Genomic DNA, 26166 nt, shown 5'->3' on the forward strand with positions numbered 1-26166 from the left:
ACTGTACGCATACGGTGATGCCAGAGCAGCTAGCTAAGGGCTCCTGATGAGCACAGCAATCGCGCTCCTTCCCTCTTCCCTGCCCTCCGTGTTCACCGCGCGGCCGGAAGCCCGCACGCGGATGCGCGACTTCTTCAGCTCGCACATCCGCAATGCCAACACGCGCCGCGCCTACCGCGAGGCCGTACGGCAGTTCTCGGAATTTTGTGCCGAGCATGGCATCCTGGATCTCGCCCAGGTCGAGCCGGTCCACGTCGCAGCCTTCGTCGAGACGCAGTTGAAGACTCAATCGAAACCGACGGTGAAGCTGCGGCTGGCCGCATTGCGAATGTTGTTCGATTGGATGGTCGTCGGCCAGGTCATTCCCACAAATCCAGCCCATGCGGTTCGCGGGCCAAAGCATTCGCAACGGCGCGGCAAGACGCCAGTGCTGCAGGCGGATGAAGCCCGTGTCTTGATCGACACGATCGACACCACTTCCCTGCCCGGTCTGCGTGACCGTGCCCTGATCGGTCTAATGGTCTATACCTTCGCTCGCGTGGGCGCGGCAATCTCAATGCGCGTCGATGACTTCTTTGTTCAGGGCCGCCGAGGTTGGGTCCGCCTTCATGAAAAGGGCGGCAAAGAACACGAGATGCCGACACACCACAATCTCGACCGCTACTTGGAGGAGTACATCGTGGCGGCCGGCATCGCCGAGGATCGCAAGGGACCCATGTTCCGCACGACGAGGGGTCGCTCAGGAGAGTTGACGAGCAATTCCCTGCTCCAGTCTGATGTCTGGCGCATGATTCGTCGACGGGCTCTAGCGGCTGGAATCAAGACCGAGATCGGTTGTCATACCTTCCGGGCGACAGGCATCACGGCCTACCTCAAGAATGGCGGCAGGTTGGAGATCGCTCAGCAGATGGCAGCCCATGAATCGGCTCGAACTACCGGGCTCTACGACCGGAGGAGCGATGAGATCTCGCTCGATGAGGTCGAGCGGATTGGGATCTAGCTTGACCAGTGAGGCCCGATTTGCCCTTTCTGATTAGCCTTTCAACGTCCGTAGAAAGAATGTGACAAAAGGCAGTAAGAGGTAGCAACAACAATTTTCTAGGAGCATTTGCTGTTGCGGTACAGAATGGCTGCATGTTTAAGTTGGGGAGAACTCGCTATAAACTCTGGCGGATAGCTGGAGGGATATACTTGGTGCTACTGACCTCGGGATGTGCAGGCCGCAGGCCGATCAAAGTAACGTCTCCTCCCTCGACATCCACTGTGCAAAGTCAGCCCTCTCCGGCCGACAGATCACCGCTTGTTCTGTTGCCGAATACCGCAAACAGTATTGAGCATGCAGCTCCGGTGAAAGCTCCTGAGCCTATCTCCGCTTCTCCGCCGTCTCCAGCACCCTTGCCTTCGGCTCTTTGCTCGATCAGCTTTGATCGCGACAAGGCGCGTCCAGTTCGTATCGACGACAAAGCGACGGCTTGTCTTGACGAGATAGCGCTTAGTCTACAGCGCTACCCAGACGCTAAGGTCGCGCTCGTTGGCAATGAAGACGCAAAGGAAATGAACTCGAAAAAATTCGACAAGAGTGCTGCTGAGCGCGCCATCAACGCTAAAGACTACCTTGTAGTCGAGAAAGGCATCGATGGTTCGCGTATCCACGTTTTCACCGGTATAGCCGATGCAAAGATGGTTACGACAATACTCATCCCCTCGGGTGCCGAACTCAACTCGACCGGAGCAACCCCGGTTGACGAGAGCATATTCCACAAGGTGGAGAAAAAGGTAAAGAAGGTAGCTCATCACCACCATAATCGCGGTTCCGTGGGGGCGGACTTCGATTACACATTCACCACCGTAGGGCCGATCGAAAATTTACTACCTAGCGGCGGTTGCGGAAGCTCAGGAAGTAACACTTGCGGTGCTCCTGCTTGGAGCACTGAATACAAACATGTACTTGAGCTGGCTCGTCAGAAGAAGCGCCTTTTGACCGGTCACATCGAGTATAAGGTGCCTCAGCACATGCTTGTTAGCAAACCCTCTACGGTAGTAGTCCGAATTCACGGGTTCGAGGACAAAATACTGCACGTCTTGCAAGATCGAACCGGCTCCGGCGAGCTGACCGTATCGGAGAAAATGAAAGTTGTCCTCACGGCACCAGACAATCCGGACGAGTTCACTTTTCCACCAAAGTCCGACGAAACCAAGATCATCCCCGTTGATGCATATCAAGAGTGGACATGGGAGGTCACACCTAAACACAAAGCAACGCAGCAGAAGCTGCAGATCCAGGTCTACCTTGTTTATCAGAATGCAAAGGGCACGGACGAGGAGATACTCGACGAGCCCGTCTATCCCGTCGATGTGGACGTCGAAGCCATCAGCAAAACAGTAAAGCAGAAATTTCAGGAAGATCCGATCGCGTGGCTGAAAGAACTCCTTCCGGAAGGAAAGATTTACAAAGCGCTTGCCGGAATCTTTACCACACTGGGCATCGGTGCCTGGATCAAAAAGCGTCTTGACAAGGGCTCTACCGAAAAGTCCAAGTCAAATGCTGGAACACCAGCCGAGCCGGAAACATAATCGCTGACCCGCCGAGAGCGGCCTAGACCGCGATGTAAAATTAGTACCATGATGCCATAAGGCCAACATACTATAACGCCACGCGGGTCGCCACTTCACGAGGGCTCCCGTCAGAATTCGGACATTTGAGCACGGTAAGCAATGGCTTGCTATTGAAAAGAAAAGGTTTATCAGTGAGCCACACGTGACCCTGCGCCTCACTGGACATTCCGCTCTAAGTTGCTCATTCCATTGATATGCGCAACCACTAACGTGCTTTATTCTCCGAATTCTGACAGGACCCCTTGTGGATCGCGCAGGCGGGATCCACGGACTTGCCCGACGCATCGAGGGCGCCAGGGTGCGGGATGTTCGGGAACGCCTGGCCGACCTCGATGCCAACGATCTACCGGACGTGCCGGCAGTACGGCGGCAGCTGCAAAAGCACCAAGCGCAGGAGCAGGGCAGGGAAGCGGCGGAGATTGTCGGGACAGTGGAACGCCTGCGTCTCGAAGAACTGGGCCGCGAGGCCGACGCCAGGCTTGTCGGCGGTGCCAGGCTGAACAGTTCCGACCATGAGGCCGCCGATGCCATCTGGCAGCTCAACCGAACGATGCGCGGTCAAATGGATGCCGTAATCGCGTCCACCCGTCAGCCCCTCGAACTTCGGCCTCGCGATCCGGACAACGCCGACAGGCCCGACACGGAGCCGCCGCGTAGCCTCGAACGGCCAGAGATAGGGCAGGGGCCTCCCGCCAGAGATGAGGCGCAGGTGGAGCCGGGGCGACCCTCTGCCGTTCTTTTTGTTCGCGTGTTCGGCTGGCTGGTCGAGCATTATCAGCGTGCGCTCGATCGTCGTGCCGCTGACATGCAGCTGGAGCCGATTCCGGCGCCAGCTGTACCGGCACAGCCAGATAAACCTAAAAGCCTGTTCGAAGCCGCCAGGAAACGGCTGGCAGCCCGCAGTCCGGAACAGGTCGAGCGCGATCGCGCAGCGCAACGCTTGCGTGAGATCGAAGAACGCCAGCGCAAACGACCGGAAGACCGGGAATATTCGTAGCGCAACGGCATAGAATCTGTTCACGATGAATGAGCCAGAGGACTCGTCATACAAGCCGCTAAGTGACGACGACATGGAAGCGCTGCGCCGTCATGATCGTCTGGCCGGTCAACTCGCCGCCTGGCTTCGACCGTTCGATTTCTCGCCGGACACTAACACCCAGATCGAGATGCGCCTTATGGCAGGGGAGGCGGATGGGAACCTGATGCGCGACATGACGACCGGCGAACCGATCGATGGCGACCGGATCATCGAGGCAGTCAAAGCTGGTCATGCGCTCTCGCTGGAATCCCTCACGCATTCTGGCCGGTTCGTGCGGAGCGTCGTCACTCGGGAGACGACCCCCGGCGAGATCGATTTCAACTTCTTCGGCCATTTCGATCTGATCGATCCTTAGTTCAGGTGGCCCTCGAGCAATTGAATCGACCAGTCAGGGGAGGGGCCGCCGTTTGCCTTGATCCTGTGGGCGCTGGCGCAAAGATAGATCGAGAATGGCCGCCGGCTGCACTTGCCGCATTTCACCCGACCGATCACATCACCAAAGGTCCGATTGCCATGCCGTTTCGCCATCAATTTGCATGGATAGACAGAGACGTTTGGGCATATGCAACGCAGCTCAATCCAACAATCCGGCCAGTCTAGAAGTCGCTGGCTGATGCGAAAAGGGGGCGGGTGCATCTCGTCAGCCTAGGCGAACATAAGGCGAACATCAAGGATGAAAACCTTCACGCTTTTAGACGGATACAGGCTGCAAACCATGCTCTTTCATCAATAAGGACTTGATTTCCACCTGTAACCCATGCTGACACTAGGGGAATGCCTAACTTATTGATTCCAGCCGGCTAAACTTAGCCAGATGCAGGCACAACTATCGACATTGGAACTTTGCGCCGGCGCCGGTGGGGAAGCCCTTGGCCTGGAGCAGGCCGGCATTGCCCATGCTGGTCTTATTGAAATTGACCAGCACGCTTGCAATACGCTGAAGCTGAACCGGCCACACTGGAACGTCCTCGAAAAAGACCTTTTCAAGTTCACGGACGCGTCGGCCTTCAAAGGGGTTGATATCGTCTCCGGTGGCCTGCCTTGCCCCCCATTCTCCAAAGCCGGCAAGCAGCTTGGCCATCTCGATGAACGCAACCTGTTCCCGGTTGCGATCGACATCATCGACCAGCTGCGCCCCCGTGCGGTGATGATCGAGAACGTGCGTGGAATCCTCGATGCTGTGTTCGAGGATTACCGCAACGGCATCAAGAAGCAGCTGAAGAAGCTTGGCTACAAGGTCGATTGGAAATTGCTTCAAGCGTCGGACTACGGTGTTCCGCAGCTTCGTCCGCGCGTCATTTTCGTAGCCTTGAGAGATTCTGAGATGGATCGGTTCAATTGGCCGGACGCGCACAAGATCAAGGCCAAGACGGTTGGCGAAACTCTTTACGACCTGATGGCAGCAGACGGTTGGAAGGGAGCCAAGCTCTGGAAAGAGCGGGCCGATGAGATTGCGCCCACGATCGTCGGCGGCAGCAAGAAGCACGGCGGTCCTGATCTAGGCCCCACACGCGCGAAACGTGCCTGGGCCAGCCTTAGCGTCAACGGAATGACGATCGCAGACGCGCCGCCGGAGCGGGATTTTGTTGGTATGCCGCGCCTCACCGTGCCGATGGTCGCCCGCATTCAAGGCTTCCCGGATGATTGGAAGTTCTCAGGCAAGAAGACCAACGCTTACCGCCAGGTTGGCAATGCCTTTCCCCCGCCGGTTGCTTGTGCGGTCGCAAAGCAGATAGCCGAAGTGCTGAACGCCGCCGGCCGGCTCGTCCAGGTGGCCGGATGACCACAACGCCGGCCATGCCGCCGCCAGAGTCCTTTTTTGCGGAAGCACGGCGCAGCTTTCACGCTGCGCTGCTGAAAAAGCTGCTTGTCACCAACAAGCATGGCGTACCCTCGAACGCCGATAAGGACAGTACCGCCAGCGTGCTCTTTGCGAAAAAGATCATGGAGCAGTTGGGGCCTGAAAGCCTCGGTGCCAGGCTTTCAGGCCAGATGTCGGGTAAAGAGTTCGAGGACATGGTTTGCGCGTTCGTGCTGCAAACCTTCCCCCGGCTTGCTCACTTACGTCCGGGCGACTGGGTAATCAAGACAGTAGGAAGCCGAAGCAAGGGATTGATCGGTGAGTATGAGCAATATGCCCATCTCGCAGAATTGAATGCCATCGCCAAAGCAAACCCGGCGATTGCGGCGGCTTTGGGTAATGCATACACAATCGCTCACGACATCGTGGTTGTCCGGAAACTGGAATCAGACGAAAGCATCAACGCGCCCGAAATGCTGGTCGATAAGGATGTCAGTACACATGCAGCTCTGCGGGCCGTAAATAAGGGGTCGCCGCTGCTCCATGCAAGCATCTCGTGCAAATGGACGATGCGTAGCGACCGTGCACAAAATGCCCGTTCCGAAGCTCTCAATCTGATTAGGAACCGGAAAGGCCGTCTGCCTCATGTTGTTGTTGTGACAGGAGAGCCAACGCCGAGCCGGCTTTCATCCCTCGCGCTCGGAACCGGCGACGTCGATTGCGTCTACCATTTTGCGCTTCCAGAGCTAATCAAAGCCGTTCAGGATTCCGGCGAAGGTTATGAAGATACCCTCAACCTGCTCAACATCATGGTCGAAGGAAAACGGCTGAAAGACATTTCCGATCTGCCGCTGGACTTAGCCGTCTAGCCGGCCATGGATAAGCTCGATGCGCAGCGCCGCAGCGAGAACATGCGCCAAATCCGCAGCAAGAATACCAAGCCCGAGGTCCTACTGCGCTCACTGCTTCACCAGGCCGGCTACCGGTTCCGGCTCCATCGCAAGGATCTTCCTGGTAAACCCGATATCGTATTCCCGAGCCGGCGAAAGGTGATCTTCGTCCATGGCTGCTTCTGGCACCAGCATCCAGGTTGCCGCGAGGGGCGCATGCCCGGAACGCGGCAGGAGTATTGGACACCGAAGCTGACTCGAAACGTAGAGCGCCACGCCTCAGCTATCGAGCAGCTGCAGGCGCTCGGTTGGGGCGTACTGACAGTGTGGGAGTGTGAGATCGGAAATGCAACGCTGGTAACCGATCAGCTCAAGGCATTTCTGGAGCCGCAGCAGGAGACACTAACGCATGGCTGATCCAGTAACGGGCACCGCATGGCAGGCGCAGGAACTCGATGCGATCGTGGCCGACTACTTCGAGATGCTCGCGGCAGACTTGTCGGGTACGCCCTACGTGAAAGCCAGGCACCGTGCCGCTCTCATGGCGCGGGTTGCCCGCTCCGATAAATCGATCGAATTCAAGCACCAGAATATTTCTGCCGTCCTTGAGGAGTTGGGAGCGCCCTGGATTCCAGGCTACAAACCGGCTCGAAATTACCAAAACGCCATCTTCGATGCGATCGAACGCTATCTGGACGGCCATCCGGCAGCATTGGATGCGCCTGTCATCGAACCCACCGTCTTACCCATTGCAGACGACGTTTTCGTGCTTGCGCCGATCGCCAGGGACGACGGCCCCATACCGCGCCGTCTGCAACAGCTGGTCCGGAAGTTCGATCCTGTGGAGCGGGATCATCGCAATCGGTCCCTTGGCAAAGCCGGAGAAGCTTTTATTCTCGACTTGGAGCAAAGGCGTCTTCATGCCGCCGATCGTGCCGATCTCGCCCGCAAGGTTCGCTGGGTTGCTGATGTGGATGGTGACGGTGCGGGGTACGATATTTACTCTTTTGATCCGGCCGGAAACGAGCGCTTGCTGGAGGTAAAGACCACGAACGGTTCAGCTCGAACGCCGTTTTTTCTTTCTCGCAATGAGTGTGCCGTAGCAGCTGAAAGGCCCGAAGAATGGCGGCTTTATCGCGTCCACCTGTTTGCAAAAGGGCCGCGCGTGTTCACGTTGGCCCCGCCGCTAGATGGTGCGGTAAAGCTCACAACCGAAGTATGGCGGGCGTCGTTCTGATCCGTCTTTCTTTGCCCTATAGAGAAGCCGGGCAACCCCTGACGGGCATTAGGATTGATCCATGATTTCGGCGCCAACTTTCATCGAGAACGACGAACGCACTCTCTTGGAGAAGCTCGAGAAATTGCAGGGCGGCTACATTGGGACTGCGACTAATGATGGGGGCGGCCTCGACACTGCCGATTTTGCCCGGTTGCGAGCTGAAATTCTCAGCAATGTACAAATTCGAAGCCACATACCCGACATCGTCCGGAAATATCGCGACCAGCCGCAATTCTGGCAGTTCATCAAGCACAAGTTTCCTTCGTACGCTGAGCGCCGCACTTATATCTGGGAGCAGTTCCGCCCGCTGCTTGATTTCATAGAGGCACAAGACCGGTCGCCTGGTGTTCAGCCCATCAGTGAGACGCTACAAGCTTTCGATCCAGACAATGTCCATGCCGCCTGGCAGAAGGCTCTTGACCGCCGAACGTCTGATCCGGAGGGAGCAATCACTGCCGCGCGTATGCTTCTGGAAACAACGTGCAAGCACATTCTGGATGATGTCGGCACGCCCTACCCTGATGATGTCGATCTTCCGAAACTCTGGGCTTTGTGCGCCGAAGCCTTGAACCTTGCTCCGCATCAACATCAGGAAGCTATATTCAAGACCATTCTCGGCAACTGCCAATCTGTGGTGAATAGCCTTGGTGCGATCCGTAACAAGATTGGCGATGCTCACGGCCAGGGACGGAAACAGGTAAAACCAAAACCTCGACATGCGGAGTTGGCCGTAAATCTCGCGGGCACCATGGCATCCTTCCTGATTGCCACATGGCAAGATCGAACGCAGGGCTAGTTTCCAGCATATGAACTGGCCGCTTGAACGATTATGGTGTTTCTTTCACCGCCAGAATTGGTGCGGGCGTGGTGGGCGCAGCAGGTTGCGTTCTTGTGTACGTTGTCTCGAAATCTGCCTTGAGTTCAGCGATTTGAGCGTTTACTTCGTCCAGCTTCGTTCCACTTAAGAGGATATATTCCACATCTTTGTGCTTGTTGCGCGCGATGCAATTTACGAGATCCGTCTCCATCCAGGTTTCCGGAACGGTGGTTTTCATGGGCACTACTGATGCCGTTCGGGGTCCTCGTTTGAACGTCATGAGCAACTTGGAAATTTTGTATTCCTCCAGCCCTTCCGGATACCGGGTGTAATAAAAACTCTCGATCGACGGACAGCTGTGGCCATAGAAATGAGCCCGGTCTACGAGCCATTTGCCCACGCTTTGAATGATTGCGATGGCCGAATCTTTATCCTTCAACTCTTGGGCTGTGCTCACATTTAGCGTCTGCACAAACTTGTCCCGTACAGCCGGCCAGGTGTCTATATTGGCTTGAAGATTGTCGATGAACTGCTTTAGAGCAGTCGGTTCCCACTCTTTTTCAACATTCCGAAAGGTTAGAAAAAACGCCCATTCTTCTGTGTGTGGGGCTTGTCTCCTCATCACTTCCTCTATCGCCTGCATGGTGCGCGAAAAGGGCCCTTCGTGCTGGGGAGTAAGGCTAGTCGTGAGGTCAAAATTAACGATATCGAACGGGAACATGGCAAGGAGATCGGCAAAATGTGGGCTTCGCGGATCGACCATCGCATTCTCTAGCGTGCCATTGCCGAACAGTTCGAAATCAGGGGTCGCCCCTGTCATGAGCGCATATTTGCCGGGATCCGCCTCGAATGCAGCTACCGATAGTACTTCCCTGCCATCTTTTTCGACAACACCAAGGATGCCCCTTTTGAGCATCATTGTGACGTCAAAACGGTAGTATGCCGGGAGTGTCAGATAGCGAAGTGGCCGGTTCAGCTTGGTATACAACGCCTCCCCAGCTTTCAACCATTGCTGCCGCATCCATTGTTTCTCTGGATCGATAAACTCCATTTCCCTGCGAATCAGATTTTCGGTGTGGATACCTGCGAGAAAAGAACTCGCTCCCGTGGAGGCAGCCTCCTCCTGATCACTTTCTCCGGAGAGATTCGCGATAAGGTCATCCATGGATGGAACGGGACTTTGCGTCACTCTATAGGCCCCTATCTAACCGCTATCGCTAGTGCCAGCAGCACGCTTTCGAGATCGTCTTTCACAATCCCCACGAATAGTTCGCTAGATACCAGGACCCGTAGCACCCGCTCAAAGCGGATTTCTGCCTCGCTTGAAAGGTTAAGACTCGCAACGATTGCTTTCCAATCTGGAATGCTGGAATCGGGGCTTACTGGTGCGCTGACAGTATCTTCCCCGGAACGGATGAGGTGCAGCAGCGACTCCCCAGATGGGCGATTTGCCGAAGCGCTTCCAGCTGGGGCAGGCAGTTCAAGGATGGCATCTTCGAAAGCTTGATCTTCTTCCGCAGTAACGACCCTTTGTTTCGCTTTCCTGAAATCACGCTGGCGGGTCTTGAAGTCAGGAAAAACCGTTTTCCTTAGAACAGTCCAGACATAGGCCTTTAGTGCCTGGTAATGAACGTCAGTCTCCCGGAAGCTGTCGCGGTCGATATTGAGGGCGGACTCAAGCCCCTCTTCGACAAAAATCTCACCCGAGATTTGGCCAAATTTAAGACCCTCATCGAAGGGATAGCCAAGCCAAGTCCGGTCATACATTCCAATGCCGACATCTCTGATTCGGATATGAACGCCCTTCACTTCCTCTGGTGTAATGTTTGGCTGCTGGCAGTACACGTAACCGCTCAACCGGAGTTGTCGATTGGCAATAAGCGCCGTGTACTTGAGAGGATAAATTTTTGGATCCGGGCTTGAATAGCCAACCGATGTTGGGCCTGGAAAGAGCTGGGGCCGATACAGCGGAGAACCATTTACATAAATATTGAAAGCCGTTGGCTTCGGTAAGGCAAGCATGTCGAGATTTTCGATAGCCCTGACGTCTGGCCGGAACGGGCCTCCCGGCAAGTAATCGACCGGGCACAGCAGGCCAAGCTCCCAAAGCATGAAGTAGTAGTTATCCAAAACCAGGTCTGCCCGCTTTGCAGCAGACGTGATCTCGGCGATTTGTTCAAAAGAGACTACTCCATCCCTTTTCAAGTTCAGGAGTTCCGTGGCCCCGACTGATCTTCGCACCAGGCCGGTAATTTCACTCTGAAGGCCCTTTTTAGCGTCCGGCACTGTAATCACAGTGAAGTGATTTTCGGGGTCATCGGGAATGTTATCAACGTATTGGATCGCCCCGATCATCACCTGCCCGTCATCGGCTCCTTCTTTTGCAACCATGCTCAATAGAGCCGTTTCATCTTTGTGGAATGGCTCAAGATTCACTTCTGCCAGAAAGCGGGTGTTTTCACCCCTCTTCTTGGAGCTGAGATAGAAGCGGGTTCCGAGCTGCGCTACGGAAAGTAACCCAATGCCGATACGTCCGATCAGCTTCCTCTTGAAGATCGGACTGAGATCTCCTTCTTTGCGTTTCCGGCTGCCACCAATGTGAGCCATGACATCGAGGAAATCGGAAATCGTCATCCCGGACCCATCATCAGTGATGGTGAATGTCCGAAGATGTGGGGGGTCAGTAGAGATTGTTATCCGGGTTGCGTCGGCATCATACGCATTCGCGATCAACTCTTTGATCGCTGCCGCCGGGGACCGGTACACGCCGGAAGAAATGTCTGCGATGATTTTCTGCGCTGCAATGATGTCGCGGCGCTTGGGTTCAGCGTTTTCCGGAAATGAAGGTGTCGCGGTGGGTTTCGGCATCCGGGAGTAATCCTAATCGAACGGCTACGAATTCCTATCCTTTTGTTCTGCTGAGAGCAGCTCGCGGAACAGAATAACGACATGAGCAAGCCGGTGAGCGTCGCAGATACGATCCTGAAACGGCAACCCGACTTCGTTTGGCAGGCTCGGGTTTTCGTCATATACGCACGAGTTCACCCGGATAAGGCTACGTCGCTGCTAACCGTTCTACGCCAGCGCGAAAGCGCCACACAGCAGCTCTGGCAACAGTTCGATATGGGCCAGCTAGAGGCCATTGCCCAGGGATTCAAAACAGCCAGCCGCGCAGTCCAGTAACCGGGCATGTCCCTGACGGGCCGTGCTCTACTCGCTGCGCTCACCGAGCCTGCGTCTCGGCCCATGCGGGTCACGATCCCTCACGCGATTAGATGGATGGCCCTCCCGGCCCCGGCAGTCATGTCAGGGGCTGCGCCCCATGTTGCGCGTCCAGGCACGAATCGTCGCAAGCGATGACGGGAGTTACCCCCTTCGCCAAGCGCCTCGCGCCAGGCTCCGACCCCGTAATTCTGCTTCGCAGAACGCTTCCTGGACACGCCTCACCCCCTCATTGGCGGGTGCCTAGTCGGTTGCATGCGCAACCCGAATGGACACCAGAAAATGAGCAGCACCCAAACCCGCCGTGACCCTTACCAGGAGGTCACCGACCGTATTCTTGAAGCCCTTGAAGCTGGCACAAAGCCCTGGGTCATGCCGTGGGAACCCGGCAAGGCGGCAGGCCCAAACGCCCCTTTCAACCCAACGACTGGCCGATACTATCGCGGCATCAATGTCCTGATCCTGGGAATGGATCTCCGCGCCTTCACCACCGCAGACCCGCGCTGGATGACCTACGCCCAGGCAGCAGATGCAGGCTGGCAGGTTCGCAAGGGCGAGAAGTCCACCACCATTTTCTTTTTCAAGCGGCTTGAGATCGAGGACGATGCCACCGAGGACGGCACGAAAACCATCCCCATGATGCGTAGCTTTTCCGTGTTCCACGCCTCACAGATTGACGGCATCCCGGCCTATGTCGCGCCATTGATCGAGGAAACGCCGTGGCAGCGCCCCGAGGCTACCAACATCATTCTGCAGAACAGCGGAGCGGTCATCCGCACAGGCGGCGACCGGGCCTTTTACTCCCCGTCAGCTGACTTCATACAGCTGCCCCCGGAGCAGGCTTTCGCCACAGCCTATCAATGGGCGGCAACGGCTATGCACGAGCTGGGGCACTGGACAGGACACGCCACCAGGCTTGCGCGTGACCTTACTGGCCGATTTGGTTCAGGGGCCTACGCCCAGGAGGAACTTCGCGCCGAATTGGCGTCTGTGTTCATCGGTTCAACGCTCGGCCTGCCGTCCGACATTCCCAACCATGCCAGCTATATCGCCAGCTGGATAAAACGCTTGAAGGAAGACAAGCGCGAAATCTTCCGCGCCGCCGCCGCCGCGCAGAAGATCGCTGACATGGCTCTGAATTTCCATCCGGACTATGCCGCCAGCCGGGAGCCGGCCCCATAGCCAGGAAATCTTAAACTTGCCCGGAATCGTGAAGGGCTCAGCGGCCAATTCTCTTTGAAAAGTAAGCTATGTCTTCCCGCATTGTCGCGATTTCATCAGTCCAGGCATAGCCGGTGCCAAGGCTGCTCAGATTGAATGAGTTCGCTTCAAGGACAGACAACAGCTCCGGATACCTTTGCATGTAGTAGTCCCACGTCATCAGATATTTCGCCCGTACAAGCGGCTCTTTGTGGGCTCGCATAGCGGTGTGAACGTCGTGCAGGAAGCGGACCTGCGACGGCACATAGGGAGTTGATTCGGTGAGGATGTTGGGAACGGGGTAGTTACCCCCGCTCTCTTCGTGCAGGGTCTCCAGGCTCCGGTTGAGGTATACGAAAGACAAGTCTTTATTGAACGGAGCTGTGCGGAAATATTTGTTGTAAGCATTGCACTCGTTGCTGATGAAAAGGCCTATGGCAGGCAACGACTTTTCCTGTTTATGGGCGGCAATCAGCGCGTTTCCGAAAAAGCATTCGACGTGATCGAGCTTGTAATGCGTGAACTCGCCGGAAGTTAGAAGCGCGCGGAAAAAGACATCTTGCCCAGTCAGGCGATGATGTAGGTCTTCGGCAAACTCGATCAGATACCAGACAATATAAGCAGCATCTTCTGTCGTGGTGGCCAGCTCCGGGTTGTAGACCAACACTGTATCGGAGAACACAATCGTCTTGAAACTGGCGTGGCTATGCACATTGAGGGAGTCGAGCACACGATATATCTGCTCGACCTTATCCGGCTCGTTTCCGGCGATTTCAGAGAAACCGAGGATGTCGATATACAGCAGATACCGACCGTAAAGTGGGACCGGTGGTGTCGTCTCAGCTGCCGGTTTATTGGTCTTTGGCATCCTTAGCTCCTGACAGATCTAATGAACCTGTCGACGCCAACTGTAAACCGTCAGGCCGGATAACCCCTCAGTATCGACCCAAGCACCCGCTGGATTTAGACCCTTGCCGCCATCGTGACCCTCGTCACGATGGCCTTGGTTGAACCATCGTCGCCACTCTTGTCATGTCTGAAACGTCTATCCCCGCCTGCCCTCGGGCTTGTGATCTATCGCTGCGGGCGGTTGGGGGTCGATGCCGCGCCTTTAGGGCGCCGCTATGGCACCAACCCAGCGGGCGCTTTGCTCCGACCTTGACACTTCTTCAGCCCTCCCGCGAAAAGGCGTACACCCGCGCCGATTGACCAGGCCTGCCGTCTACGACATCGACATATTCGCACAGACCGGGCTCCTGGACGGTCGGAGCCAGCGTCTTGACGAGCTTGTTTGGCTGCTTCGCGGTGCTTTCGTAAACGCGCAGCCACTGTGGGGCGGGTCCAACGAATATCAGGCGGACGGTACCACGCGGCACCGTCGCCTGGCCGATGGAAAATGTCGAAGTGCAGTAGCCGAACCCTGTTTTTATCGAACGAGGAAGCGTACAGCGCAGCATCACGCCGAAAGGCTGGTTTTCCTGTAACGGTTCGAGGAATGTCACCAGAACCTTCTTCGAAATGCTCTCAGCTCCTATCAGAACCGGGCGAATCTGGAGCTTCATCTCAGGGTCGTGCCCAAGGTCGAAGGCGGTGTAATCGAGGGCGCTGAATGGAGTGGCCTCTTCGGAATCGATACTGAATCCGATCGATGACACCTGATCCCTTTTGCAGAATCCCGAGTATTTCCATTCGATGTGAAGATCTTCGCCTTCGATCCGAACCGTCTGATGTGCTTCCTGATGAAGAAGCTCCGGCTTACGCGCCGCCCCCGCAGATTCGAAATGTTGAGTGAATCGATGCTATGGCCTTCGATGACGACAGAGGCCAAAGTGACCCGTGAGCGCTGCCTGTAGGCATAGAGGCCGATACCAGCCGTAATGCAGACGGCCAGGACACTGGCTAGCCCCAGCCAGGCGCTCGATTGCAGCAGAGCAAGAGCGCTTACAACTGTCCCGATGATGGTGGCTACAGCGGCCAGGCTCTCAAGAAAGGCTGGCATTTGCTGGTAAGGAGACCGGCGCGGTAAACGCCGCCGGCCTATGCTTGGGTTTTATTTGCAAGGTGACAGAACACAACCGCCGACCCCACCACACAACCGCCGACCCCACCGCCGCCGCCAGACAGGACGATCCGACTCTTCATGCAGGCTCCTTTCCGATTCTGAGAATCTGAGTTGCAGTGAGAATACTATGCAAACAGTGTCAACGCAAACAATGTAGACGTAAGCGCTGCGCTCCTCAAACACTTGTGGTTGTGAATGAGGAATCCTCCAATGTCATCCTGCGGGCTCTGGGCAGCAGGATCAGAGAGCTTAGAACCGAACGTGGCTATTCCCAGGAAGGGTTTGCTGACCACTGCGGCGTCCACCGAACATTCATGGGGACAGTCGAACGAGGCGAGAGCAACCTGAGTTTCAGCAATATTGCCAAAGTGGCCGACACTCTCGGTGTCAGTCTGTCCGTGCTCTTTCTGAACATTGAGGAGCAGGCGCGGGCGCTTGCAGCGAATGCTTCGATAACGGCGAGGCCTGCATCGCCTAAAGCTTTTTCCAAACCCGGCCCCAAGAGGGTTGTACGGTAAGGGCGCGGACGGCCCCTACTGGAAGAGAACCGGCAGGTCGCGGCCACCGTAGGCCACCCGCTCAAATCTCACCACATTGCCATCGATCCAGAACAGCGCAACGTAACGGCCTATCACGGCCAGACGGGCGTCTTCCCCAATGTCCGGCCTCAGCTGGTAGTGCAGAGGGTTCTGTGCGATCTGCCGGAACTTTGCGCGGAGATCCCTCACCGTGGCGAGGGCGCGGACGGGGCTGTCCTGGGCGATCCAGTCGCCAATGTCTTCCAGGTCGCACTTGATCTTTGGTGCGAGTATGTAGCGCATTACCTGGTCGCACCCGCCGCGTCGGCGATCGCCTGATATTTGCGCTCCAGTTCATCGAAAACTTCGTCAGGATCGAGGCCCGGGCTTTTGTCGGCACGGGCTTCCTGCCACATCTGCCGCAGTTCGGTGATGCCGTTCTGCTGCAGCTGGCGCTTATGGCTCCAGTCGCGCAGCGCATCACGCACAACCTCGCTCGAAGATGAGTATTCGCCAGTCGCCACGGCCTGACGCAGCGAAGCGACCATTTCGGGGGGGAGCGCGATGGAAATTTTCTCGATTGTTGACGCCATAGGACCTCCGGTATGAACAATTCATACCAACATATCAGCATTTGGCGGGCCGGTCTATCGCTTCCTGCCGTCTTCCGGCCAGCCGAACACCAGCTGACCAGGAGCAGAATGGGACATGGGCATTCCGGTGAGCGGCGTTGCAGATACGATCCTCAAGCGGCAACCCGACTTCGTTTGGCAGGCTCGGGTTTTCGTCATATACGCACGGGTTCACCCCGACAAAGCTGCGTCGCTGCTAACCGTTCTACGCCAGCGCGAGAGCGACACACAGCAGCTTTGGCAAGCGTTCGACATGCCCGAGTTCGAGGCCATTTTCCAGGGATCAAAGACCGCCAGCCGCGCGGTTCACTAGCGCCCTTTTGAGTAGACGTGTTGGCGGCTTCGGGCCTTCCAGCAAGGGTTCGCAACTTCTCCGAAAAAATTGCGTCCAATTGTGTATAGGCGACGTGTTTCTCGCAGTCTTTCCTCAACCGAGTTTTGAGAAGGCCGTGAACCATGATCTTCGAAGCACTGAAGATTAAAGTGATTGCCGGCAGCGTGAGCTTGCTAACTGCAAGTGCCAAATGGCTTGCGGCTTACGGAGCCAAGGCCGTCACCGGGCCGATAAAAGACCTATCCGGCGTCGCGAATGACATAGCGAGTATCACCAGGGCCAAACTCGACATTCAACTGTTGGAGTACAACCTCGCAGAAAAGCGAAGCCGCATCGTCAAGCCTTCGCCAGAGGAAATCGACAAATATGGTAAGCCTTTTGTCATCATCGTCTTTAGCCTCTTTCTCGCCGGGAGCATTGCAGCGGCGAGTCGTGCACAAGCGCGTGCAAGTCCGGCTGACCTGGCGATCCTGCAGGTCATGGCACTGACCTTATGCGCTATTTCGGTCCTAATAACAGCAACGCGAAAAGGAGAATAATCATGATGAACAATCACCTGGTCGTCGTAAAGGAAAGCGCAGCGAAGAAGGCCGCTCTTGAAGGATGCTGTCTAGCTTGCTGCATAAAACGAACACCATAAAGGCAAATCAACTGAAAGCAGGCAAGCAAAGGGGCTCCATCCGAAAGGGTGGGCCCTTTTTGCGTGATGCGATCCGGTGTTATCGGCTTCTTGGGCGTGTCCCTTCGGGCCAGGCTCTACTCCCCCGGCCTACGCCGGGGTCACCGCACTTCGTTGCGGCCCTTCGGTAACGATCCCTCACGCAGACAAGCGATGGGCCTCCCGGCCCCGGCAACCCCTTCCTAATGGGCGCCGCCCCTCACGCCGGTCAAGGCCCTGCGCCTGCCGGTTTCGGTTCCCCCGCCGCGGCGCGCCGGTCCCCCCAAAATGCTTCGCACACAGACCTGCGACCTTTGCTACCCCCGATCTCGCCGATGGGCAGGGTTGCATGTGCAACCTGCTCACAAAGGAGACCCGAGCAATGAAACATCACACCACCAACCCCGCCCAGCTTGGTTTCGACTGCCTACTGACAGACGCCGACGAAGCGAACGAGCGGCATCTGTTTTTCAAGGCCACAACGCGCCTGCCAGGCACATGGGATGAGGCCTTGGGCTATGGATGGATGCGAGGATTGTGCTTTAGCCCATATTGAGTAGGCAGAGTCAGTTGTGGGTGGCACAGTTCGGATATGTGCACAGGGTCCTCTCGATTTCGAGATCCTTCTCGTCGATCACGCCGTCGTGGTTCAGATCGCGGGTGTCGTTGAGGTTCACCGCAGGTGCCCCCTGCCAATCTTCAAGAATGTCGATGTCCCGAGAATCTACTTTTCCATCGCCTGTGAGATCGCCTCTTACGCCAGAATGTTTGACCACGACGGAGGCTGTATCGGATATGGCTCCGTGGCTAACAATGACTTGAGTGATGCCAAGGCCCGTAGCGGTAACAATTCCATTCGAATCGACTATTGCAACAGATGGATTGAGGCTCTTAAACGTCAAACTCTCATTTTGTAAGATGCCTCCAACGGGGTTCGTCAGCGTTCTGACATCCAGCCCTGTTTGATCGCCAATGAAAGAGAGGCCCAGATGCTTGTTGTTGATTGTCAATTTCTCTACGGCAAACGTTACTGCTACTTTAAGCTCCAGGGGCTCTGAGTACACGAGCGATCCAGGCTCTAAAATTGCTAGGGCATGAACAGAAGTCGCGCCAGGCTCGACTGTGCTTGGAATTGTGAGCTGAAAGGTGTTCCGATCCTTTAGTGGTTTCTCAATACTGCTTGCCATATCAGGACCTTCAATGGCCTCGGAAGCTGGATGTACGAAACCCGTTGCTTCCACTTCTACATTGATCGTCTGCCCTGGATTGACCGAAGTGCCAGAGGCCGGAGAGAGGATTGTAAGACTTGGTTTGGTCTGAGAGATGCCCGCGATCGGCACCAAAGAAATCGCAAGAACAAGCCAGCCTGAAATCGTATGCCTGTTCATTGTTGACCTCCATAAGGCAAGCCCCAAGCCGTTGAATCGAGCACCGATGTGTTGAGTAAGTCTTTTATGCGATCCATTACAAGTGCCGTGCCGTCGGGTAGGTAGTGTGCCGCGCCTGTGAGCCGGGCAGTGTTCTTCCCGTGAGCATAATTACTAAAGCAGTGAATGAAATCGCAGTCTGCTTCGGTGGCTTTCGCGCTCCATAACGCGCTGGTTAGAGGAACAGCTCCATCACTGGGAGTCGAAACTCCATCTCCTTTGATACCCGATTTTGCCTTGGATTCGTCATTAGCAGGATCGAAGATCGTGCTGAATGCGGAGGGCGTAAATCGTTTCGCCAGTGGATCGCTTGCCGGACACTTCTCATGAATAGCTAACAAAATCACTGTTGCTTCAAGACCCTGAATTCCATCTATTTTTCCGGCGATGGTCGCTGTTGGAAGCGCAGCGCTCTCTTCCTCCAGCTTCTCCAGGGCGAGATTCATATCCTTACCGTCGAGCCCGTTTCCAACTAATTCGCCAACTGCTCCACCGACCGTTTTGTCATTGAGCAGAACTGCCGATGAAATCAATATCCGGGGAGGAATGCTTTCGGTGCTCAAATTTCGAAAACATTGTGCATCGGGACGAACCGCCAGGGAGGCGAAAGGACTGCCATAGTGTGGGGTTCCTAGCGTTATCAGCTTGTGAATCCGGCCTTTACCATAGCTATCGTCGCTATAGTACCTTTTTCGCGCAAGCGTCCAATTTCGCGCAATCAAACCACCCATGCTATGAGCAATAATGTCGGCTTTTACACCGGCAACTGGTATGGAAGATGGGTTATCACCACCATTGAATTGTTGAATGAACCCCAGCACTTGCTGCGCGACGCCTCTGTGAAGAGCGTCCCCAAACGTGTTAAACGTGAATCCCAGATCGCTTTGGCGGATTCGTGTGACACAGTTCACATCCCGAGGGCTTTTGCAATCAAATCCTAAAGGCGGCGTTGTGCTCTTGACTCGCGTCCATGCACCGTAATCGACTTGGAAGCTCTTAAACTGGCCGGTGTCTAGTCCCGTAAATTTCGCCCATGTTTCTTTTGCATCTGAGGCATATCCATGGATCAGCACAATTGGAGGCCTCACTATGCTCACCTCAGTCGGAGTTGACAGGTAGTAAGGGATAGCGGAATTGGCTGAAAAATAGCTTAGCTGCACATAAACGGGGCGCTGAGAGGCGGTGAGGTCTGCCACATTAGAGGGTCGTGCGAAATCCGCTGGCGCGCGATAAGCGACAAACGCAAAAGTCCCTGCCTTGGCTGTGCCGGAGGCTTGGCTGGCCAAGGAGCTTGGCACGTTTATATCTGTCCCGACTGCAAACAACCCGCCGTCGTTGTCTGACGAGGTGCTGCGAGTGCAGGTTGTAGGGTCGCTCTGATCTGAGCAGTGATCGCTAAGAAGAGTGGCCGTTACAGTATCGCCAACGGCTTGAACCGGGATCCTGATTAGTAGCTCGGCGGTCCCATCGGCTGCGATCCCCTTGACTGCCCGGCCTCCGGTAGCCAGCAAAGTCTGATCGGTCTCAATCGTCGCTCCTTTCAGCAGGCCCGCGCTGGGGTCCAGGATTTGAGCAGCTGCCGGAACAAAAGGAGGCGGGGCATTTCCTGAGATGCTCGTAATTTGAATGGTGAGGAAGTAGTCAGCAGGGTCCGACAGCTGTAGTTCCATCTGACATGTTGTGGGTATGCCAGACGATATTGGGAAGACGCTTAGATTCACAGGCAATGAAGGAGAGCATGGATTTACTCCAACGACGAAAGACGCTTCACCTAACGAGGTGGAGTTCAGATAAATAAAATCTGCAGTGAACGGTGAAAGAGTAACGTCCACCAAACCCGGCAAGGAAAAAGTATTGGTTGAGTCTGTAATCGAAAAGACACTGGAATTTGGACTAGACCCCGCATATTGGCCCTGATCGGATTGTTGAACTTGTGGTGTCAGATCGGCCGGATTAACTGTGAAGGTCCCCGTGATTGCCGTGCCAACGGGGTCGAGAAAGATACGATTGCTAGCCGGACCTGTAGCAAGAGCCGTATCCGCATTGGTGATAACGCCTGTGAACTGTTGTGTTGTGACTTGAGCGAACGCGCTGCCAACATAAAGGCACAAAGCTAAACCGAGAACGAGAAATCTCATTGGCGTCACCAGAACCAGACGGCCTTGACGCGCTTCCTAGGGGGCCCTGTAACTTTCGGATGCGCTGATTTTAGCTCAGTAGACGGCGATCCCGAGATTAAAATCGCCGCCCAGTCGGGCCGCAAAGGGTAAGTTTTGCCCCGCGCTCCTCCACTGGTGTTTTCAGAGAGTTGCATCGGTCAAAAGTCCGGGTCAGTCTCTGCGTTCAAATCGGAGCGCAGGTTATATGTGATAAAGGACGTTATCATATATATATGAACGCATCGTCCATCTTCTCTTCGGTCACCCTCAGAACCCCACGGCTGATCCTGCGCGAGTTCGCCGAAGGGGACGCCGAGGCGATCCAGGTCTATGCCGGAGATCCGGAGGTGACCCGGTTCACCAGCTTCGGACCGAATACCCCGGAGGTGACCGACAGCATTCTCGCCAACTGGATCGAGGAGCAGAAGATCTCACCCCGGGCAGAATGGCCGCTGGCGATCGTGCGGCAGGAGGATGAAGTTCTGATCGGGGCCACTGGCCTCGGCGCGGTCGACTGGAGCACGGGCGCGGCGATCTTCGGTTATGTGTTCCGTCGATCTGCCTGGGGCCAGGGCTATGCAACCGAAGCGAGCCGGGCGGTCGTCGACTGGGCGATGAATGATCTCGGCTTGCGCAAGCTGGTTGCTCACTGTGAACCGGCGAACGTCGCATCCTCCTCTGTTCTGACCAAGCTCGGGTTCTGGCAGGAAGAGCCTGTCACCCAGCCTCGGCTGAACGGCGAGATGCGTTTGTATCTGACCTTTGTGAAGGAGCGCCGATGAGCACCCTTGCTCTGTTGCGGCCTGCAGCGCCCACACTGCCCGCGCTCTTCCAAACGATGCCCGAGGGGGGCCGGCGCTTCTGGGAGTTCTTCACCGTCAACATCCGGAATACAAATACCCGCCGCGCCTACTTCAAAGCCGTCGCGGGATTCGCCGCCTGGTGTGACGAGAAAGGTCTTGGGGATCTGGCCGGGGTGACTCCGATGCACGTCGCGGCGTATGTCGAGCAGCTCGGCCGCACGCACTCGAAGCCGACCGTCAAACAACACCTCGCCGCGATCCGAATGCTCTTCGATTGGCTGGTGACCGGGCACATTATGGGCACCAATCCGGCCCATGCGGTGCGGGGGCCGAAGCACAGTGTCCGCAAGGGCAAGACCTCGGTGCTCTCAGCCGACGAGATGCGCGAGCTGCTCGCCGCGATCGACACCACTTCCCTGCTCGGGCTCCGCGACCGCGCTCTGATCGCCCTCATGGGCTACACCTTCGCCCGAGTCGGAGCGGCCACCGGAATGAAGGTCGAAGACTTCTACGTGCAGAAGCGCCGCGGCTGGGTGCGACTTCACGAGAAGGGAGGCAAAGTGACCGAGCTTCCCTGCCACCACAATCTGGACCAGTATCTAGAGGAGTGGATTGCGGCATCTGGGCTTGGCACCGAACCCGAGGCTCCGCTCTTCCCTACCCTGCGTTATGGCCGGCTGACCGATCGCACTCCCCTGCCTCAGGCCAACGTCCACATGATGATCCAGCGACGAGCGCGAGCTGCAGGCCTGCGAACTAAGATCAGTGCCCACAGCTTCCGTGCCACCGGGATCACCACCTACCTGCAGAACGGCGGCAAGCTCGAGATCGCTCAGCAGATGGCCGGTCATGAGTCAGCCCGGACCACCGGGCTCTATGACCGGCGCAACGATCAGATCGCCCTTGATGAGGTCGAGAGGATCGCATACTAGGCCGTACAGTTGGATCGGAGGGTTTCCATTGATCAATTTAGAGGGTGATATTTGGCAGCGGTGGGAGTCGAAACATCAAGATCTTAGCGCTAACGCAAAGTGGCCTCTGGCAGGCCTCTTCCGAGGACATGAAGGGGCGGACTTCCGGAATGCCGCCAAAAAGGTCTTGTATACAGGCAAAGCTACCGCAGGCCCTTTCAATCTAGAGACAGCTGATCAGGACTATTTCGGCTGCAACAAGAAGGCATTTTGGTCGTTTGCTCGAAAGCTCAACAGCCTGGCTGGAGGAGAACCCTTAGAGCTTGGAAACATCGCCTGGAGCAATCTTTGCAAGATTGGCACCGTCAAAGGGAATCCGACCGACGACCTTGTCGAGGAACAAGCTGACCTCGCCGTCAAAACCCTCCGCCAAGAGTGGATTGAATTGAGGCCCACTCTGGTTGTTTGCGTTGCAGAGGGCTTTCAAGAGCAGCTTATCTATAGAGCCTTCGACGTTGTTCAGAATCGTGATGATGGCTTTGAGGCTCTCGCGGTGCCAGGCGGAACGTTTTGGAGGCGGCCCGCCATTGACGACATGCTAGCGTTCCTCTGGATGAAGCATCCTCAAGGAAAACGTCGCGAATACATCGAAGCAGCTGAGACCATTGCGGAGGGAATGCTCGCGTGAGTTTGCTTCTCAGCACGCATTTAGAGGGGACATAACGTCCTTTATGTTGTAGTAATAGGCTCCGAAGGCAAACTGACATTAAGGCAGTTACTGCGCGATCGCGCAGCTATTCCCTTCCCTCCCGAAACCTCCTAAACTAGCGCTGTTGCTGCTTTTAGGAGGGCTCGCCCACCATGCCGCGCCCCGTCTCCTGGCTCCCGCGCCTCCACGAAATCCGCCGTTCGGTCGCCAACTCGGTGCGCTCGCACTACGGCCGCCGCGACCTGGAACAGCTCTTCGAGCTGCAGCCCCGCGCCGCCCAGAAGCTCTTCGAGATGCTGCCGACCGTCAAGATCGGTACTTCCCTGCTCGTAGAGCGCGAGGCTTTGGTGATCTTTCTCGACCGGGTGCGCGAGGCCGAGGATGTGGGTGCTCTCTTCGAGCAGGTCCGCGCGGAGAAGGCCGGCGTCTCCAGGAGGAAGGTGCGGGCGCTGGTTCCCCGCGACACCGAGCCCGCCACGCTCAGTTCCCTGCCCGAGTCGATCGCATTGAGCCGGGGGAGGCTGGAGGTCAGTTTCGCGACCGTGGAACAGTTGGCGGAGGCGATGTTTGCGCTCGCCAGGGTGCTCGAGACCGATGTCGATGCCTTCGCCCAGGCCTACGAGCCGGAGATGCCGCCAGAAGTGCCCGAAGTAGCTTTGGAGATCGATGCTCTTTTCGCAGAGCTCGAAGCTATGGAGAGGGAGCGCTCTGCGAGAACGGTACCTGCAGACCACTCAAGCTCTGACTGAGTGACGCTTAGCTCCGCAATGAGGCAATGCGACATTGCAACATGTAGACATGTTGCAATGTCGGAAAATAACGTATAGAACATGTAGACATGAAGACAGTAGCAATCGTTTCGCAAAAAGGTGGCGTCGGAAAGACGACAGTCGCTCTGCATTTAGCTGTCGCGGCAGAGAGGGATGGAAAGCCCACTGTAATCATCGACCTTGATCCTCAGGCGAGTGCCGCGACGTGGAAGGATCTTCGAGAAGATGAGACACCCATAGTCCAGCCCGCACAGGTAAATAGATTGGGTGTGATCTTGGCTGAAGCGGAGAAGCAAGGAGCTGCTTTTGTTGTAATAGACACGTCGCCCAATTCAGAAAGCTCGTCGCTTTCGGCGGCTCGCGCAGCCGATCTAGTGCTTATTCCCTGCAGACCACATCTGCTCGATCTGAAAGCCATAGGCTCGTCAATTGAGCTTGCGCGCCTAGCGAAGAAGCCCTTTGCCGTGGTTGTCAATGCCGTTCCTCCGCGCGGAGGGCTTGCTTCTGAAGCAGATATGGCTATCGGTACCTACGATGCTCCTATCGCTCCCGTTCATCTCTCGATGCGGGCTGCTTACTATCACTGTTTGGTAAACGGGCAAGTTGCGCAGGAATACGAGCCATTAGGCAAGGCTGCCGAGGAGGCGCACGAATTGTACAAGTGGGTGCGGAAGCAATTAGACATGTAGACATGAATACATGTAGTAATTACCTTATGTCTAAGAGTAGCAATGTCGTATGGCATCTCGGAGGATTAGTATGAAACGAACTTCTATGGCCCAGGCATTGAGTCAGGCGGCAGGGCATTCCTTTTCCCGACAACCGGCACGGGAGATTGAGGTCCAGCAGGCCCAATCCGATGAAAACAGGTCAAAGCCTCAACTATTAAGACCTGTGGCACCGTCTCGAGCAGGGAAGAAGCCAATTACCGGGTTTTTCGAGCCGGAAGTGTCCCGGCAGATTAAAAAAGCCGCGATAGAGAGCGACAAGACTATGCAGGAGCTTTTGCAAGAGGCTCTCAACGATCTCTTTCGTAAGTACGATCTTCCCCCAATTGCATGAAGTATTGAAGACTAGATGACATGTCAATATGTAGACATGTAGATAGGTAGGCTTGATGGAGTTTAGCGAAGAGCAGTCTGACTTGTTTGGGGGCCACAGCATAACGGATGATCGATCGCGCGAGTTGGTTGAACTCATGGCGTCTATCAGCGAGCGCGATCCCAACGAGGAAGAGCGAGGTTATATCGCTCGGATGCTCGTTCAGGCCTGTTTCCCCTACCGGCGCATTCCTGCCAATGAGTTCTCGCGTGTAGCGAATAACTTCCGATTAACAATCATGGCCCCCTCCGACGTAGGCCTTCCTTTCGGTGTGTTGCCTCGCCTGATGTTTATGTGGATGACCCGTGAAGCTATGTTCAAGAAGAACAGGCGGCTTGAGTTGGGGCACTCTTTAACTGAGTTCATGATGCAGCTAAATCTCTCGCTGACGGGTGGAAAGACAGGCACTATAACCCGACTGCGGGACCAGATGAAGCGCATGGCCTCTTCTACTCTGTCGGTGACCTATGACAATGGTCGTTCCTGGAGCTTGCGCCAGGTCGGCATGATCGAAGAAGCAGAGTTTTTGTGGGAGGAGAAGCAGGCAGGGAAGTCAGATCAGCCCGGACTTTGGTCTTCCACGATTCTGCTAAGCGAGGCCTTCTATAAAGAGATTACCAACCGACCCGTCCCCTTCGACATGCGAGTTGTCCAAGTGATTCGAGAGAAGACGCAAAGTCCGCTAGCTCTCGATCTGTACCTATGGCTGAATTACCGGATGAAGTATCTCAGCCGGCCCACTGACATACCATGGGGCAAGCTACAGCTTCAGTTTGGGGCCAATTACGCGGATACCCGCCAAGGGCGTCATGAATTTAAGCGCGAGTTCCTGAAGCAAATGGAGGTCGTCAGAATGGCGTTTAGAAAAGCAGCGCCGAGTATTAAAGAGCACACTGACGGTCGGGGAATCAGACTACTTCCAGGCGAAAGTAGTGTGCCGGACATCCCAAGGTTCGACTGACCTACGCATACGTTCCCGACGGTGACCTACGCATACGTTCCCGACAACGACATATGCCACTGCACCCTACTCCGTGACAATCCCCAGTGTATACAAGCCGATTTGGATCGCAGAACTCGCAAGCCACACATTACAAGAGGTTTGCGTGAAGCTAATGATTTAGGCGGTTCTCTTCTTCCTGGACCGGCAGCAATCAATAGTTCATCCAGATGTGGCGCATACGTTCCCGACGCATGAGCTTTCCGAATTACGCATAC

At 55.9% G+C, this 26166-nt stretch carries 30 protein-coding genes; 22 read left to right on the plus strand and 8 right to left on the minus strand.

Annotated features, from left to right (window positions below; genetic code table 11):
- Positions 1–46 precede the first annotated feature (46 nt).
- The 9 genes from OHL18_RS22790 (at position 47) to OHL18_RS22830 (ending at position 8421) form a co-directional block, all read left to right on the plus strand.
- The gene (locus OHL18_RS22790) at positions 47–1000 is read left to right on the plus strand and encodes a site-specific integrase (RefSeq protein WP_263377179.1); all 954 of its coding nucleotides are present in this window, start codon (positions 47–49) and stop codon (positions 998–1000) included.
- A gap of 191 nt (positions 1001–1191) precedes the next feature.
- Positions 1192–2574, plus strand: coding sequence for an OmpA family protein (locus OHL18_RS22795; RefSeq protein ID WP_263377180.1), 1383 nt, complete (start codon positions 1192–1194; stop codon positions 2572–2574).
- 286 nt (positions 2575–2860) lie between these two features.
- The gene (locus OHL18_RS22800) at positions 2861–3613 is read left to right on the plus strand and encodes a hypothetical protein (RefSeq protein WP_263377181.1); all 753 of its coding nucleotides are present in this window, start codon (positions 2861–2863) and stop codon (positions 3611–3613) included.
- A 25-nt stretch (positions 3614–3638) separates the two neighbouring features.
- Positions 3639–4010, plus strand: a complete 372-nt coding sequence (locus OHL18_RS22805) for a hypothetical protein (protein ID WP_263377182.1) — start codon at positions 3639–3641, stop codon at positions 4008–4010.
- A 459-nt stretch (positions 4011–4469) separates the two neighbouring features.
- Positions 4470–5438, plus strand: a complete 969-nt coding sequence (locus tag OHL18_RS22810; protein WP_263377183.1) for a DNA cytosine methyltransferase — start codon at positions 4470–4472, stop codon at positions 5436–5438.
- On the plus strand, positions 5435–6325 hold the full coding sequence (locus tag OHL18_RS22815; protein WP_263377184.1) for an NgoMIV family type II restriction endonuclease: 891 nt from the start codon (positions 5435–5437) through the stop codon (positions 6323–6325). The genes OHL18_RS22810 and OHL18_RS22815 overlap by 4 nt, the downstream gene beginning before the upstream one ends.
- 6 nt (positions 6326–6331) lie before the next feature.
- The gene (locus tag OHL18_RS22820) at positions 6332–6763 is read left to right on the plus strand and encodes a very short patch repair endonuclease (RefSeq protein WP_263377185.1); all 432 of its coding nucleotides are present in this window, start codon (positions 6332–6334) and stop codon (positions 6761–6763) included.
- Entirely contained in the window at positions 6756–7583 is an 828-nt protein-coding gene (locus OHL18_RS22825) for a DUF3883 domain-containing protein (RefSeq protein ID WP_263377186.1), read from the plus strand. The genes OHL18_RS22820 and OHL18_RS22825 overlap by 8 nt, the downstream gene beginning before the upstream one ends.
- 61 nt (positions 7584–7644) lie before the next feature.
- Complete coding sequence (locus OHL18_RS22830) at positions 7645–8421, plus strand: abortive infection family protein (RefSeq protein ID WP_263377187.1); 777 nt, start codon at positions 7645–7647, stop codon at positions 8419–8421.
- Positions 8422–8452: 31 nt separating this feature from the next.
- Here the strand turns inward: OHL18_RS22830 and OHL18_RS22835 are convergent, their stop codons facing one another.
- Both OHL18_RS22835 and OHL18_RS22840 read right to left on the minus strand, forming a co-directional pair.
- Positions 8453–9607, minus strand: coding sequence for a hypothetical protein (locus tag OHL18_RS22835; protein ID WP_263377188.1), 1155 nt, complete (start codon positions 9605–9607; stop codon positions 8453–8455).
- 35 nt (positions 9608–9642) lie between these two features.
- On the minus strand, positions 9643–11310 hold the full coding sequence (locus OHL18_RS22840; RefSeq protein WP_263377189.1) for an ATP-binding protein: 1668 nt from the start codon (positions 11308–11310) through the stop codon (positions 9643–9645).
- 81 nt (positions 11311–11391) lie between these two features.
- Between OHL18_RS22840 and OHL18_RS22845 the strand changes: the two genes are divergently transcribed.
- Positions 11392–11625, plus strand: coding sequence for a hypothetical protein (locus OHL18_RS22845; RefSeq protein ID WP_263377190.1), 234 nt, complete (start codon positions 11392–11394; stop codon positions 11623–11625).
- A gap of 321 nt (positions 11626–11946) precedes the next feature.
- Positions 11947–12846: an ArdC family protein gene (locus tag OHL18_RS22850; protein WP_263377191.1), complete on the plus strand. Its 900-nt coding sequence runs from the start codon at positions 11947–11949 to the stop codon at positions 12844–12846.
- A 37-nt stretch (positions 12847–12883) separates the two neighbouring features.
- Here OHL18_RS22850 and OHL18_RS22855 read toward each other — a convergent pair whose 3' ends face one another.
- Complete coding sequence (locus tag OHL18_RS22855) at positions 12884–13732, minus strand: hypothetical protein (protein ID WP_263377192.1); 849 nt, start codon at positions 13730–13732, stop codon at positions 12884–12886.
- 301 nt (positions 13733–14033) lie between these two features.
- The gene (locus OHL18_RS22860) at positions 14034–14519 is read right to left on the minus strand and encodes a hypothetical protein (protein ID WP_263377193.1); all 486 of its coding nucleotides are present in this window, start codon (positions 14517–14519) and stop codon (positions 14034–14036) included.
- A 598-nt stretch (positions 14520–15117) separates the two neighbouring features.
- Between OHL18_RS22860 and OHL18_RS22865 the strand changes: the two genes are divergently transcribed.
- Complete coding sequence (locus tag OHL18_RS22865; protein ID WP_263377194.1) at positions 15118–15444, plus strand: helix-turn-helix domain-containing protein; 327 nt, start codon at positions 15118–15120, stop codon at positions 15442–15444.
- Positions 15445–15459: 15 nt separating this feature from the next.
- Here the strand turns inward: OHL18_RS22865 and OHL18_RS22870 are convergent, their stop codons facing one another.
- Complete coding sequence (locus OHL18_RS22870; RefSeq protein ID WP_263377195.1) at positions 15460–15747, minus strand: type II toxin-antitoxin system RelE/ParE family toxin; 288 nt, start codon at positions 15745–15747, stop codon at positions 15460–15462.
- Positions 15747–16037 carry a ribbon-helix-helix domain-containing protein gene (locus tag OHL18_RS22875; protein ID WP_263377196.1) on the minus strand — a complete coding sequence of 97 codons (291 nt, stop codon included), beginning with the start codon at positions 16035–16037 and terminating at the stop codon, positions 15747–15749. The genes OHL18_RS22870 and OHL18_RS22875 overlap by 1 nt, the downstream gene beginning before the upstream one ends.
- A 115-nt stretch (positions 16038–16152) precedes the next feature.
- On the opposite strand from OHL18_RS22875, the gene OHL18_RS22880 reads away from it, so the two are divergent.
- From OHL18_RS22880 to OHL18_RS22890, 3 genes are all read left to right on the plus strand, one after another.
- Positions 16153–16389, plus strand: a complete 237-nt coding sequence (locus tag OHL18_RS22880) for a hypothetical protein (RefSeq protein ID WP_263377197.1) — start codon at positions 16153–16155, stop codon at positions 16387–16389.
- Between the two features lie 143 nt (positions 16390–16532).
- Positions 16533–16949 (plus strand): hypothetical protein, encoded by a 417-nt coding sequence (locus tag OHL18_RS22885; RefSeq protein WP_263377198.1) that lies wholly within the window; start codon positions 16533–16535, stop codon positions 16947–16949.
- Between the two features lie 501 nt (positions 16950–17450).
- Entirely contained in the window at positions 17451–17624 is a 174-nt protein-coding gene (locus tag OHL18_RS22890; RefSeq protein WP_263377199.1) for a hypothetical protein, read from the plus strand.
- A 10-nt stretch (positions 17625–17634) separates the two neighbouring features.
- Here the strand turns inward: OHL18_RS22890 and OHL18_RS22895 are convergent, their stop codons facing one another.
- Entirely contained in the window at positions 17635–18456 is an 822-nt protein-coding gene (locus tag OHL18_RS22895; RefSeq protein WP_263377200.1) for a hypothetical protein, read from the minus strand.
- Positions 18453–20633: an esterase/lipase family protein gene (locus tag OHL18_RS22900; RefSeq protein WP_263377201.1), complete on the minus strand. Its 2181-nt coding sequence runs from the start codon at positions 20631–20633 to the stop codon at positions 18453–18455. The genes OHL18_RS22895 and OHL18_RS22900 overlap by 4 nt, the downstream gene beginning before the upstream one ends.
- A 254-nt stretch (positions 20634–20887) precedes the next feature.
- Between OHL18_RS22900 and OHL18_RS22905 the strand changes: the two genes are divergently transcribed.
- The 7 genes from OHL18_RS22905 to OHL18_RS22935 all read left to right on the plus strand — a co-directional run bounded on the left by OHL18_RS22905 (position 20888) and on the right by OHL18_RS22935 (position 25909).
- Positions 20888–21436: a GNAT family N-acetyltransferase gene (locus tag OHL18_RS22905; protein ID WP_263377202.1), complete on the plus strand. Its 549-nt coding sequence runs from the start codon at positions 20888–20890 to the stop codon at positions 21434–21436.
- The gene (locus OHL18_RS22910) at positions 21433–22389 is read left to right on the plus strand and encodes a site-specific integrase (RefSeq protein WP_263377203.1); all 957 of its coding nucleotides are present in this window, start codon (positions 21433–21435) and stop codon (positions 22387–22389) included. Before OHL18_RS22905 ends, OHL18_RS22910 begins: the two co-directional genes overlap by 4 nt.
- Before the next feature lie 28 nt (positions 22390–22417).
- Positions 22418–23056: a hypothetical protein gene (locus OHL18_RS22915; protein WP_263377204.1), complete on the plus strand. Its 639-nt coding sequence runs from the start codon at positions 22418–22420 to the stop codon at positions 23054–23056.
- Between the two features lie 173 nt (positions 23057–23229).
- The gene (locus OHL18_RS22920; RefSeq protein WP_263377205.1) at positions 23230–23826 is read left to right on the plus strand and encodes a hypothetical protein; all 597 of its coding nucleotides are present in this window, start codon (positions 23230–23232) and stop codon (positions 23824–23826) included.
- Between the two features lie 89 nt (positions 23827–23915).
- Positions 23916–24536: an AAA family ATPase gene (locus OHL18_RS22925; protein WP_184223632.1), complete on the plus strand. Its 621-nt coding sequence runs from the start codon at positions 23916–23918 to the stop codon at positions 24534–24536.
- Between the two features lie 70 nt (positions 24537–24606).
- Entirely contained in the window at positions 24607–24909 is a 303-nt protein-coding gene (locus OHL18_RS22930; RefSeq protein ID WP_263377206.1) for a ribbon-helix-helix domain-containing protein, read from the plus strand.
- 55 nt (positions 24910–24964) lie between these two features.
- Positions 24965–25909, plus strand: a complete 945-nt coding sequence (locus OHL18_RS22935; protein ID WP_263377207.1) for a replication protein RepA — start codon at positions 24965–24967, stop codon at positions 25907–25909.
- Positions 25910–26166: the final 257 nt, after the last annotated feature.

This window comes from Granulicella aggregans, from assembly GCF_025685565.1.
GTDB lineage: Bacteria > Acidobacteriota > Terriglobia > Terriglobales > Acidobacteriaceae > Edaphobacter > Edaphobacter aggregans_B.